5 protein-coding genes and 2 pseudogenes are annotated in these 12170 nt (G+C 45.8%); 2 read left to right on the top strand and 5 right to left on the bottom strand.

What is annotated here, in order from left to right; genetic code table 11:
- Nucleotides 1-97: pseudogene (locus NDI34_RS22015) on the top strand (IS5/IS1182 family transposase); the annotation flags it as partial.
- Nucleotides 98-163: 66 nt separating this feature from the next.
- On the opposite strand, the gene NDI34_RS22010 reads toward NDI34_RS22015, so the two are convergent.
- Nucleotides 164-1549: a GH1 family beta-glucosidase gene (locus tag NDI34_RS22010; protein WP_348233834.1), complete on the bottom strand. Its 1386-nt coding sequence runs from the start codon at nt 1547-1549 to the stop codon at nt 164-166.
- A complete protein-coding gene (locus tag NDI34_RS22005; RefSeq protein ID WP_348233833.1) occupies nt 1546-6429 on the bottom strand; it encodes an amino acid adenylation domain-containing protein in 4884 nt (1627 codons plus the stop codon). Before NDI34_RS22005 ends, NDI34_RS22010 begins: the two co-directional genes overlap by 4 nt.
- Nucleotides 6430-6555: 126 nt before the next feature.
- Between NDI34_RS22005 and NDI34_RS22000 the strand changes: the two genes are divergently transcribed.
- The gene (locus NDI34_RS22000) at nt 6556-7665 is read left to right on the top strand and encodes an alpha/beta hydrolase (RefSeq protein ID WP_348233832.1); all 1110 of its coding nucleotides are present in this window, start codon (nt 6556-6558) and stop codon (nt 7663-7665) included.
- 70 nt (nt 7666-7735) lie between these two features.
- Here the strand turns inward: NDI34_RS22000 and NDI34_RS21995 are convergent, their stop codons facing one another.
- From NDI34_RS21995 to NDI34_RS21985, 3 genes and pseudogenes are all read right to left on the bottom strand, one after another.
- Nucleotides 7736-11164 (bottom strand): amino acid adenylation domain-containing protein, encoded by a 3429-nt coding sequence (locus NDI34_RS21995; RefSeq protein WP_348233831.1) that lies wholly within the window; start codon nt 11162-11164, stop codon nt 7736-7738.
- Nucleotides 11165-11255: 91 nt separating this feature from the next.
- Nucleotides 11256-11462: a hypothetical protein gene (locus NDI34_RS21990; protein ID WP_348233835.1), complete on the bottom strand. Its 207-nt coding sequence runs from the start codon at nt 11460-11462 to the stop codon at nt 11256-11258.
- 30 nt (nt 11463-11492) lie between these two features.
- Nucleotides 11493-11980 (bottom strand): annotated as a pseudogene (locus tag NDI34_RS21985) (cyclase family protein); the annotation flags it as partial.
- Nucleotides 11981-12170 lie beyond the last annotated feature (190 nt).

Genomic DNA, 12170 nt, shown 5'->3' with positions numbered 1-12170 from the left:
AGAACAATACCGCAATCGTCGTCGGCGATTTGGATTCCGTTTCAACCTCATTGCCGCGATCGTTAATATTGAACTGCTCCGTTCCCAATCTGCCTGATTCACGCAAGAGGTCTATTAAGGCGCGATCGCGAAGCGCTGACTTGTCAGTTCGCACGATTTCGTTTCAAACCACTCGGTTTTGACGAATGCACTCTGCATACCAATTGAAGCTGGCTTTGGGAATGCGTTGTTGCGTCTTGTAATCGACATAGGTAATCCCGAAGCGACGACTATAACCGTAAGGCCACTCAAAGTTATCCATGAAACTCCAAAGGAAGTAACCTTTCAGCGGATAACCTTCCTCAATAGCTCGATGAGCCGCCTTTAAATAGTGGCGTAAATACATAATGCGGTCTGTATCAATTATCTCGCCTTGCGCGTTCAGTTCGTCTTCGGCAGCGCAACCATTCTCGGTAATGAACACGGGCAAATCTTGTCGCCCAAGCGTGTCACTAATATGGCGAATACCCCAATAGATACTCTCAGGAACGATATGCAGCCAAGGCATATTCATTCGCGGGTAGCCTTTGGGTAAGTCAAGAAACTCGTAACCGTCTTTATTGTCCGCCGCACGAACATAAGTGCCAGTGTAAATATTGATACCGATTGCGTCGAGGGGCTGGTGAATGATTTCTAAATCCCCCGACTGAATATCTGGGGCATCAACGCCCAACTTCTCAAGCATGGCTGGACTGTAAGCACCCGTAAGGGCAGGAAAAATAATCCCACCATTGAGCCAAGAAGTATGGAAAGCTTGCTGAGCCGCTGTTATATCAGCCGCTGATTCGGTGAGGGGAACGGTAACAGAAATATTGTCTACAAGTGCTACGGAACAGGGAACGGGCGAGGCAGCACGGATAGCTTGACAGCCCATTCCATGAGCAAGGAGGGCATGGTGAGAAGTCTGCCACACTTCTTTGCGAGTTTTGACGCGAGTGCCAGGGGCAAAGGGTGGGTCTTTATCCACATCGTAGGCGAAATCAGTGAAGCAGGGGATTTCGTTGATGGTCATCCAGTTGGTGATGCGATCGCCTAACCGACTGACAACAGCAGTAACATAGTCAGCAAAATCTGAAGCCATCTCCCGGCTGCGCCAAGAACCGTACAAGTCCTCTAGTGCTTGAGGACTGTCCCAATGAAACAAGGTGGCGTGGGGAGTAATCCCGTGTTTGTGCAGGCAATCAACTAGGCGCTTGTAGAAATCAATTCCCTTCTCATTCACGCTTCCCCGACCATCAGGAATAATTCGGGGCCAAGCGATACTGAAGCGATAATGCTTGATACCCAGTTGTGCCATCAGTTCTACGTCTGTTTCGTAGCGGTGGTAATGGTCGCAAGCAACAGCACCCGTATCGCCATTCTCAACCCGTCCGGGGGTAGCACTGAAGGTATCCCAGACGCTGGGTTTGCGATCGCCTTCTGTTGCTGCACCCTCTATCTGATAGGCGGAGGTAGCCGCGCCCCAGATGAAATTTTCTGGGAATTGGTCGCTGGTTTTTATCTGGTTCACGGTTGTTGGTTCTCTTTATTGAGAGAAGATAGCTTCATGCGACGATTTTCACGAGAAATTGGCACTAAGGCTGGGGCTTTGCTTTGAGTAGTGGTCTGCTGAAAACTAGCGATCGCTTTCGATAATTCTGCAATGGCCGGTGCCTCAAAGACACTACGCAAAGGTAACTCCACCCCGAATGCGTCGCGCACTCTAGAAACAAGCTGAGTCGCTAGTAATGAATGTCCTCCTAATTCAAAGAAATTATCGTGAATACCTACCCGTTTAACTCCCAAAACCTCAGCAAAAATTTTCACTAACGCTTCCTCAACCGGAGTTTGAGGTGCAACATAACTTCCTGCCAATTCTAGTTTGACTGGTTCGGGTGCAGGTAAAGCACGGCGATCGACTTTGCCATTAGGTGTAAGCGGTAGAGATTCCAGCACCACAAAAGCCGATGGCACCATGTACTCAGGCAACTTTTGGGTGAGATACGTCTGCAATTGAGGGATTAACTTACGGGCTGCTTTTGCTTGTAGGGGATTATTCGCATAAGATGGTAGCGATCGCAATTTAGCGCTGAGTGGCAAAGTAGTTTTCTTGTCTATTTCTTTCCTTACAAACGCTACATCGTAGCGTCCATCGGTACCGGAATCTGACCAGGTAATCTCAACGTTGTAAGGGAAATCTAGACTATGAAAATCTTCTGGCTCTACTCCTAAATTTTGGAGTTTTTGCAATGCTTCGCGCATCTGTCCCGCAGTTTTAAATTCTGCTGCGCCTGACAGCCATTCTGCTGTTTTAACTGCTGCTGTTACCCGCGCATTAGGCACATTGGTAATGCTTAAGAGTTCTGGTTGGTTATCAACTAATAGCTGATGTACAGCGGAGACAGTTAAGTTATTTTCGTGCCAGTTAAGCGAGGAACCCCTCCCCAGCCCTCCCCGCAATGGGGAGGGAGCCGGAGTATTCTTATTTTCCCCCGCTTCGAGGGGATTGATGTAGGTGCTTTCAGAATCTATTTCTGTGCCAATATATAGAATCGCGTTATAACGAAACTGGGTTAATTCATTGTGAGAATGACCCCGGATTAGTTGAATTTGTACGTCGCTAATCTGGGGAAATTGCTGTTTTAAAGCAGTGAAGAAAGCTGGATCAATTACTAACTCAGTTTCCTGGAACATTTGCATTTCTACCCGTTGCTGCAACTGTTCGCGGGTGAGAGAGGGTTCCGCTTGAGCCAGTTGTACCGAGGCGTGGAAAGCTTGCAGCAGGGGGAGACTACGCACATCGCCGATGAAGATGAAGCCACCGGGAGCGATCGCATTTATTGCTCCCTCCAGTACGCGCACCAGATAATCAATATTGGGAAAATATTGCACAACCGAGTTCAGAATCACCGTATCAAAGGCTTCGGACTCCACTCCCTCAAAGTCAGTCGCCAACTTCTGAAGCAATGTTACTTGAGGTAATTGTGCCAATTGCTCCTGGATGTAGTTAAGTGAAGCCGAGGAAAAGTCTGTCCCACAATATTTATTGCAGTGAGGCGCAATTCTAAACAACAATAAACCTGTTCCACACCCAATTTCTAAAACTCGACTCGGTTGCAAATCCAGAATTTGCGCGACCTGGTTATCAACCCATTCACGCATCTGTTCTGCTGGAATCGGTTGATTAGTATAACTACTATTCCAACCGACAATATTGAATGTTGGATCTGAACCAGCAGCAGGTTGATTATAATTTTCGTTGTAGAGCATCTGCCATTGCGAAACCTGCTCATCTTGCAATTGCATTTCCATCTGCTTCTGTTCACTGTATTCAGAATTTAGCGCTACATAAGCTACTAAACGCTTTTCCCCTGATAAATCTTCACGAGTTATTACAACATTTTGCAGCACTGCTGGATGCTGGCTCAGTACCGCTTCAATTTCTCCCAACTCTATGCGGAAGCCGCGAATTTTCACCTGTTCGTCGAGGCGACCTAAAAATTCGATATTGCCATCTAGTTGATAACGAACTAAATCGCCTGTTTTATAAAGACGCGCTTCTGCTTGGTTACTAAAAGGATTAGAAATGAATTTTTCAGCAGTTAAATCGGGACGGTTTAAATAACCTCGCGCTAGTCCATCACCACCAATGTGCAATTCACCAGCAACGCCGATGGGTACAGGTTGTAAATATTTATCTAGAACATAAACTTGAGTGTTGGCAATGGGACGACCAATTGTAGGCGCGATCGCATTTCCTGATGCTGCTACATCTACGCTCCTTTCTTGCCCTCCTTTATAAGACCTGTTGGAGGGATCTTCTTTCTTTGTGACACGAATAATACCCGATGTTGTCACAACTGTATTCTCAGTTGGGCCATAGTTATTAACTAGCTGGAAAGGATACTCAGCCAAAGGATACTGATGTAGTTTGTCTCCCCCTGTCAGCAATACTCGTAGAGCTGCGTTGTTATACCAATCCAACAACAATATTTTCTCGACTAAAGATGTCGGTAAAAAGCTAATTGTTATTGATTTTGATATTAAGAAGTCTCTCAGTTTTTCAGGCGATCGCCTAATTTCATCATCGGTCAAATAAATGCTAGATCCTGCACTCAAATAAGGCAAAATTTCCCATGTGCAAGCATCAAATGCACATCCCGCAACCTGCGTTACTCGGTCAAGCGGTGAAACTGCAAATGCTTGTTGATGCCAAAATACTAGATTTAATAGTCCACTATGTTTAATTTGAACTCCTTTAGGCTTTCCTGTAGTGCCAGATGTGTAGATGACATAAGCAAGGTTTTCTGCGGTAACGTTGCTGCTAGGATTATCTTCGCTTTCTTGAGAAATATTTTCCCAATCTTTGTCTAAACAAATTATTTTTGAATTTTGATTATTAAGGCGTTCGATATACTGTTCCCGTGTTAATAAAACTGGCACTTGAGCATTTTTAAGCATAAAATTTAAACGCTCAGGAGGGTAGCTGGGGTCTAAAGGTAGGTAGGCTCCACCTGCTTTCAGGATGGCTAACATCCCGATTATCATCTCAAGCGATCGCTCTACGCAAAGTCCTACTAAAATTTCCGCACCAACACCCAATCTTTGTAAATAACGTGCAAGTTTGTTGCTGCGTATGTTTAACTCTTGATAGGTGAGTTCTTTATCTTCAAATACCAGCGCGATCGCATCTTTGTTCTGCTCTACCTGCGCTTCAAATAGTTGATGGATAAACAAGTCTTTAGGATAACTGACCTGAGTATTATTCCATTCCACTAACAGTTGATGGAGTTCAGCTTCACTTAATATTGGTAATTTGGAGACTCGTTGCTCTGGATTCGCAACAATGCCCTCTAGCAATATTTGGAAATGCCCCAGCATCCGGTTAATGGTGGCTGCATCAAATAAATCGGTGCTGTATACGACAAAGCCGCTAATTCCTTCTGAACTATCTACCCCTAACCCATTATTTTCTTTTTGCTCCCACAAGTGGAACTCTAAATCAAATCGGGTTGTTTCTGTATCAAGAAATTGCAACGGGCTTAAGGTTAAATCTGGTAGTTCTAGTGCCGACATTGGCGCATTTTGTAATGCAAACACCACCTGGAATAGGGGATTTTGATTCAAGTTGCGCTCCGGATGCAGTTCCTCCACCAGCTTTTCAAAAGGCAAATCTTGGTGAGCATACGCTCCCAGCGATACCTCTCGCACTCGACTCAAAAGTGAGCGAAATGTTGGGTTCCCATCAAAATTGGTACGCAACACTAAACTATTAACAAAAAAACCAATTAACCCTTCTATTTCGCTGCGGTTGCGGTTGGCAATTGGCGAACCTACGGCAATATCTTCTTGCTGAGTGTAGCGGTACAGCAAGGTTTGAAATGCTGCCAGTAAAGTCATAAACAAAGTTACGCCTTCTTGCTGGCTTAAGGCTTCTAACGCCTTACTCAGGCTTTTTGGTAGTTGCAAAAGTTGCGTTGCACCCCGGTAGCTTTGAACGGCTGGTCGAGGTCTGTCAGTAGGCAAATTTAAGATAGAAATGCCCTCTAATTGCTGCCGCCAGTAAGCAAGTTGGGTTTCCAATATTTCCCCTTGCAGCCACTCGCGTTGCCAGTGGGCAAAGTCTGCATACTGGATGGGTAGTTCTGGTAAAGGTTTAGAGGCGGAAAATTTATCGTCTTTACAAGAAGCAAAGGTGGTGTAAAGTGCCGCTAACTCGCGAATTAGTACCCCCATAGACCAGCCATCGGAGACAATATGATGCATAACCAGCAGTAGCACATATTCTGACTCATCCAACCGCAGTAGCGTTACTCGCAGAAAAGGGTCTTTGGACAAATCAAAAGGGCGTTGAGCTTCTTGGGTGGTGATGCGTCGCGCTTCGGTTTCTAATTCTCCTAGCCCTTTCAGGGCGGCTTCGCCAACAGAGACGCTTCGCGATCGCAAATCTATTACTGGTAGCGGTACAGTTAACGTGGATGCGATCGCTTGCACGGGTTGCCCTTCCACCGTTACAAAAGTGGTGCGTAAAGCTTCGTGACGGCGCACAATTTCGTTAAAAGCCTCCTTCAACGCTGCTAAATTTAGCGAACCGACCAGACGCACAGCTGCCGGAACATTATAGAAAGCATTGTTAGGGACTAATTGATCCAGAAACCACAGCCGCTGTTGTGCAAAGGATAGCGACAGATTTCTGTCCCGCGAAATGGGTGTAAGGCTTATCGGAGTAGCGTTTGTGGTAACGTTAGCTGTCCTTAGAAATGAGAGAATTTCAGCTTTGCGTTCAGCTATCTCTGCACGTAATTCGGCGGTGAGGCTTCCTTCTGGGGCGTTACAGCGCAGGCGTTCTCCATCGACAAAAACCTGAATATCTAAGCTACGGAGGTAAGATAAAAACTCAACTGTTTTCAAAATTAAACCTCTTCTAGGACACTACCCGCTAGAGGAGTGTACTTGCTATTGACCCGACTGTGGTCTAACCTCGGTATGACGTTGGAAGACAACGCAGTCAACATCCTACCCTAAAGGTTTCTGCTTATGGTGTTCATGCCCCTCAATTTTCTACTCGTATGGCTGGTTGGATTGCTGTCCATCGGGATACTGGGCGGAGGGATTTACATTCTGTATGAGTGGTATGAAGGGGAACTGGTGGGGACATCCTACTTGATAGGCGGACTGGCGATGGTTTTGTGGTCTCTTGGCGGTCGTTTTATCAGCTTGCCGCTGCTGCGTCGCCAAGGTGCTGACGAACCCAAAATCATGCGTACCGGAACTGTGCAGCGCATACAACGACCCGATGGTAGCGTTCTGCAAGTAGAGTTCTATGGGCCTGAGGATGGTCAACCGATTATCTTGTCACACGGTTGGGGACCAAACAGTGCGGTATGGTACTATGCCAAGCGACAACTGAGCGATCGCTTCCGAGTGATTGTTTGGGACTTGCCAGGGCTAGGAAAATCTACTAGACCCAAAAATAACGACTACTCCGTAGAAAAATATGCCCGTGACCTCGAAGCCGTTGTTGCGATCGCGGGAGACAAGCCGGTTATCCTGCTCGGACACAGCATGGGTGGCATGATTAACCTAACATTCTGTCGGCTGTTTCCAGAACATCTGGGGCGTCGCGTAGCAGGCTTAATCCTCGCAGATACAACCTACACCAATCCGCTGAAAACTTCTATCTTGAGCAGTGTGTTACCCAAATTGCAGAAACCGCTGTTTGAACCATTACTGTACCTCACCATGCTGCTGTCACCCCTCTTTTGGCTGATGACTTGGCTAAGCTATCTCAACGGTTCGCTACACATCAGCGTAGAGATTTCTGGATTTAAGGGGACTGAAACCCGCGGTCAACTGGATTTCGCCGCTTTCTTATCGGCTTTAGGTTCGCCTGGTGTTCTCGCTCGCGGTACATTGGCAATGTTCAATTTCGAGGAAACAACAACACTCCCAACGATTAACGTTCCGGTGTTGGTCGTTTGCGGTGCAACAGATATCGCAACTAAACCTGTTGCAAGCGATCGCATGAAAGCCGAACTACCTCAAGCTGAACTCGTCACGATCAAGCCGGGTGGACACATGGTATTGATGGAGAAGAATCAGCTCTTTTCCGAAGTTGTCAGTACATTTTGTGCTAAATGCGGGTAACGCTCAGAACAGTTTAGATCGCTTGCGCTTGCTGACTCTTGAGTATTTGCAAATGAGATTGTAGAAAGACTTAAAATTCTATTTCTTCTCGCTCATTTCCCGTGGAACTCGTGTTATCCAAACCTTTAGCTGCCCAACACATCGTTTCAATGTGCCTAGCTAAACTAGCTACAGTCGGAGATTCAAACAAGTTGCGTACAGATAACTCTATTTGGAAAGCATCGCGGATGCGGGAAGTTAGCTGAGTTGCGAGTAGAGAATGACCGCCCAATTCAAAGAAATTGTCATGGACACCTACCTGCTGTTTCCCCAAAACCTTAGCCCAAATTTCGGCTAGCGCTTCCTCAACGCGATCGCGCGGTGCGACATAATCTTCTTTAATCTCAAAACTGAGCGTATCAACCGCAGGTAAGGCACGGCGATCCACTTTGCCATTCGGTGTCAGTGGGAGAGATTCTAGCATGACATAAGCTGAAGGCACCATGTATTCTGGTAACTTTTCTTTCAGGAATTGCCGCAGATTAATGGTTGCTGGTGCCTGTTTTTGGTTAGGAACAATATAAGCAACCAAGTGCTTATCTCCAGGAATTTCTTCCCTAAGAATTACCACTGTCTCGCGCACTGCTGGATGCTGATTGACCGCCGCTTCGATTTCGCCCAATTCGATGCGGAAGCCGCGAATTTTTACCTGATTATCAATGCGACCTAAAAACTCAATATTGCCGTCTGGTAGATAGCGGGCTAAGTCACCCGTCTTATAAAGTCGTGCTTCTGTTTTCTTACTAAAAGGATTAGAAATAAAGCGTTCGGCAGTTAATTCAGGGCGATTGAGATATTCTCGCGCCAGTCCATCACCGCCAATGTACAACTCTCCAACAATGCCAATGGGTACAGGTTGTAAATGAGCATCCAGCAGATAAATCTGCGTATTCGTAATCGGGCGACCAATGGGGATGAATGTTGCTGATTCTGGTATATTCTCCACGCAGTAATAAGAAGAGAATGTTGTATTCTCTGTTGGCCCATAAACATGAATTAAATGCTTCGGCGCGCCTTGTTTAATAACCTTTTTGACCCACCGAGTATCAACAGCCTCACCTCCAAATAGCAAATAGCGCAAGTCAGCGAAAGCTTGCGGAACCTCTCTAGCAATCTGTTGAAATAAAGCGGTTGTCAAAAATAAAATGCTAATATCTTTTTGTTGGAGTTGTAAGGCAAACTCGTGGGGCGAAAGGGTAACATCTCTGCTAATTCCCACAAGTTGAGCGCCATTGAGTAACGCGCCCCAAATCTCGAATGTTGCTGCGTCGAAGGAAGTGTTTGAGGCTTGGGCAACTTTATCATTAGGTGACAACTTTACATAATTTGTGTTGCATACCAGCCGATTGACAGCTTTGTGAGTAACCGCAACTCCCTTGGGATTTCCTGTAGATCCAGAAGTGTAGATTACATAAGCTAAGTTATTGCTGGTTACGCTGCTATTCGGGTTTTCTTTACTTTCTTGGGAAATGATTTCCCAATCTTTATCGAGGGCCACAACTGGGTGCGGTAAATCCCCAAAATTCTCAACAAATTTTTCCTGCGTCAGCAATAGTATGGGCGAAGCATTCGTGGCAGTAATTTCTGGCTCGGAGCCAAGTTTTTTCTTGACAAATGCTTCGCCCTTACAAGCATCATCAAGCATAAACTTCAAACGTTCTTGAGGATAACTAGGATCTAAAGGCACATAAGCTCCCCCTGCTTTCAGAATGCCTAGTAATCCCACAATTAGGTCTACAGAACGCTCCATACAGATGCCGACTAAAACTTCCGAAACCACCCCCATTTTTTGTAAATAATGTGCTAATTGGTTGCTGCGTATGTTCAACTCCCGGTAGGTTAGAGACTCAAGAACCCTTGTCTCTACATTTTCAAAACTGACTGCTATGGAATCAGGATTCTGCTCTACCTGATTTTCAAACAATTGATGGATACACTTATTTTTAGGATAATCTGCCTGGGTGTCGTTCCCTTTAATTACCAACTGCTGTCGTTCAGTTTCACCCAATAGGGGTAAAGTTGCGATTCGTTCTTCTGAATTATTAACAATACCTTCAAGCAATGTTTTAAAATGTCCCAGCATCCGAGTAATCATGGCTTCATCGAATAAATCCGTGTTGTACACCACGATGCCTCTAATTCCCTCAGAATTCTCCCATTTACCACCCCATAAGCTCCGGAAATCTTCGGAACACTTCCACAGATGTAACTCCAAATCAAATCGCGTTGTTTTAAAGTCAACATCCATAAAGCTAGGCACTAATCCAGGCAGTTCTAACGCTGACATTGGCGCATTCTCAAAGCCAAATACTACTTGGAATAGCGGATGAATATTTAAGTTGCGCTCTGGATGTAGCTCCTCAACAAGTTTCTCAAAAGGCAAATCTTGATGGCTGTATGCGCCTAGTGTTACCTGCCGAACTCTGCTTAAGAGTTCGCGGAAAGTTGGGTTTCCAGATAAGTCGGTGCGTAATACCAAACTGTTGACAAAAAAGCCAATTAATCCTTCAATTTCGCTACGGTTGCGGTTAGCAATAGGCGAACCCACCGCGATGTCTTCTTGATGCGTGTAGCGGTAGAGTAAGGTCTGAAATGCTGCTAGCAAAGTCATAAATAGGGTGACACCTTCTTGCTGCGAAAGCGTCTGGAGCGCATCACTGAGCTTTTTCGGTAACTCTAAAGATTGCGTTGCGCCTCGATAGCTTGCAACAGCTGGTTTCGGTCGGTCAATAGGCAAATTTAGTATGCAAATACCGTTTAATTGTTGTCGCCAGTAAGCTAACTGGGTTTCCAGCACTTCTCCTTGCAGCCACTCGCGCTGCCAATGGGCAAAGTCAGCGTATTGCAGGGGCAGTTCCGGCAGCGTAGAGACGGGATGCATCGCGTCTTTACAAGTAAAGGCTGTGTAGAGGGTTCCCAGTTCCCGAATCAGCACTCCAATCGACCAATCGTCGCAGATAATGTGGTGCATATTCAGCAATAGAATATGTTCTGTTTCGGAAAGCTGTAGCAGCTTTACTCGCAGCAATGGAATAGAGGACAAATCAAAAGGACGCTCGATTTCTGCTGCTACCAACTGCTGGGCTTGGAGTTCGCGATCGCATTCTGGGAATTGCCGCAGGTCTACTACGGACAGAGGGATGGTTAAACTGGAAGCATTAGCGCAGCTTTCCGCAGGAATCACTTGTACAGGTTGTCCCTCTAGCACCTTAAATGTAGTCCGTAAGGCTTCGTGGCGACGCACAATTTCGTTAAATGTCTGCTCTAATGCCGCGAAATTGAGCGCACCTTTTAAGCGAATGACTGTCGGCACATTATAGATCGCATTGCCAGGTATCAACTGGTCAAGGAACCACAGCCGCTGTTGGGCAAATGATGCAGGAAAGACAAAAACCTCTTGTTCAGACATATCGATTCTTTCTTGTGCAGCTATCGGGGCGTTGTCGGCATCCGGCGTCATCTATCTTTGCTTTCACCACAAGGGATAATCGCCTGTCAAGGTTGATTGAAGGCGCGATCGCGTAAAGTCAATGCGATTTTTGGTGCAGGTATCAAGGCACAAAAGCTAACACGGATACAGGTGTCCCAGAACCACCCCGTAGACGTAAAATCCCAATGACTAATGTAGTGCCAGTGGGCGATAACCGATCAAGATTTGTCAGGTTTTCCAATACAATTCCAGCCTTTTTTAGTACCAGGCGGTTGGTGCTAAAGGTTTCATCTTGCCCTGGATCGACGCCATGAGTATCAATTCCCACACCAGCGATCGCGCGTTCTTCGATTAAGAATCGGCTAGTTTCAGCGCCAAACCCCGGAAAGTGAAATTTGCCTTGTTTGTCTTGATTGAAAAAGGCTCTTTTATCGCTCCACTTTTCTTGCCAACCCGTGTATAGAAGTACAACAGTGTTAGGAGAGATAGGATGGTGTTGCTGTTCCCAGTCGAAGACATCGGCTGTTGTTAAAGCATAGTCAAAATTAGCAATAGCTTTGTCGCGGATATCGATAACAATTGCTGGTACAACGAGCGACTGAGCCGGATAACTCTCAATCCAACTCCATCTTCATAAAAGCTACTGGGTGCGTTAATATGAGTGCCGCTGTGTTCTCCCATCGAGACCCTTCGTAGATAGTAGCCATCTTTTTTTAACTCGGCGACTGGCTCAAATTCAACGAGTGGATCGTTTTGCCAAATAGGAATATTTGGCTCAATGACATGACTCAGGTCTACAATTTGGGTGTAATTAATGGTTTTAAGATTATTTGAGTTAGGGTTCATGGCATCTGTTTAATAAACATATCCGACGCCTCAAGGAGTGTCTATAACAATCCTAGTTTAGTTGGGAACTAGCGGTTCAGATACCCGACTTTTCTAAGCATTTGGGTATCTTGCCTTCACAAATCATTTGGACTGCTATAGACAAACAAACTTGCCTATTTAGATAGCACCTAATTTTAGTTAGAGCTGC

It is taken from the genome of Trichocoleus sp. DQ-U1 (genome assembly GCF_039961925.1).
GTDB lineage: Bacteria > Cyanobacteriota > Cyanobacteriia > Cyanobacteriales > FACHB-T130 > FACHB-T130.
The sequence above is the reverse complement of the archived record's forward strand: the minus strand, read 5'-3'. Positions and strand labels throughout refer to the sequence as shown.

Excerpts from the sequence above, each read along its gene's own strand:
- NDI34_RS21995 (WP_348233831.1), bottom strand. The coding sequence starts at position 11,164 with ATGACGCCGGATGCCGACAACGCCCCGATAGCTGCACAAGAAAGAATC.
- NDI34_RS22000 (WP_348233832.1), top strand. The coding sequence starts at position 6,556 with ATGGTGTTCATGCCCCTCAATTTTCTACTCGTATGGCTGGTTGGATTG.